At 72.6% G+C, this 1,050-nt stretch carries 2 protein-coding genes; both read right to left on the reverse strand.

Annotated elements, in window-relative coordinates; translation table 11 throughout:
- Window positions 1-300 (reverse strand): hypothetical protein (locus tag H5J30_RS35370; protein ID WP_181791882.1); only part of this gene is annotated, 300 nt, incomplete at its 3' end.
- Between the two features lie 132 nt (window positions 301-432).
- Window positions 433-837: a globin gene (locus H5J30_RS35375; protein ID WP_181791883.1), complete on the reverse strand. Its 405-nt coding sequence runs from the start codon at window positions 835-837 to the stop codon at window positions 433-435.
- Window positions 838-1,050 lie beyond the last annotated feature (213 nt).

Consider the following 1,050-nt stretch of genomic DNA (forward strand, 5'->3'; position numbering starts at 1 on the left):
CCCGGAGCGGTCCAGGCTCTGGATCCGTACCGGCAGCCCGGCGAAGGCGTCGCGCGCGTTGGCCTCGACCGCTTTGCCCGCCGCCGCGCGGTCCCCGCCCGACAGGTACGGGACCTCCAGGGTCAGCGCCGCGTCGGCCGCCGCGTCACCCGCCAGCGTGCGGCGCAGCGCGGCGTCGCCGACGGTGCCGGAGAAGGCGGCGAGCGTGGCCAGTACGGCGGTGGTGAGCAGAACGGCGAGGAGGGCAGCGGCGAGGAGCAGCCGGTGGGCGCGTGCCCGCAGCAGAACGAACCCCGTCACGCATCCCCCTGACACCACCGTCGAATTGTCTGGATGCTGTCAGAGTGCAATCGCACGCGGTAGCGAGTGGAGGCGGAAATTGACCTGATCGTGACCGGCCCCAACCCGCGGGTACGGAACGGAATCCGCCGGTCAGCCGGGGGTGTTGACCATCGACGCCGCCGCGTACACGAGGTAGTCCCAGAGCTGCTTCTCCTGCGCCGGGGGCAGCTCCAACCCGTCCACCGCCGTGCGCATGTGGCGCAGCCAGGCGTCGTGCGCCGCGCGGTCCACCGCGAACGGCGCGTGCCGCATGCGCAGCCGCGGGTGGCCGCGCGCCTCGCTGTACGTGCGCGGCCCGCCCCAGTACTGCATGAGGAACAGCCGCAGCCGCTCCTCCGCCGGGCCGAGGTCCTCCTCGGGGTACATCGGGCGCAGCAGCGGATCCGCCGCCACGCCCTCGTAGAACCGGTGGACGAGGCGGCGGAACGTCTCCTCGCCGCCCACCTGCTCGTAGAACGTCCCTGGCGGCGGCGGTCCCACTGGAATATCTGTCATCGCCTCCATCGTCTCATCCCGCCCGGCCGAGACCGGAAGTCGTAGGACCCGGGGGACTCCAGCGCGGCCTGGGTGGGCGAAAGTCGGCCCCTGTGGGCGTTTTAGACCGGTTTGGGAAGGGGGTTCCCGCGTGTTTGTCTCCCCGGCGCGCGTTCCGGGTAGGTGCGGGCGTCCACGATCCGTGCAGGCCCGCCACCGGCACCCGTGCCCGGC

Source organism: Streptomyces phytophilus, assembly GCF_013870535.1.
Taxonomy (GTDB): Bacteria; Actinomycetota; Actinomycetes; order Streptomycetales; family Streptomycetaceae; genus Streptomyces; species Streptomyces phytophilus.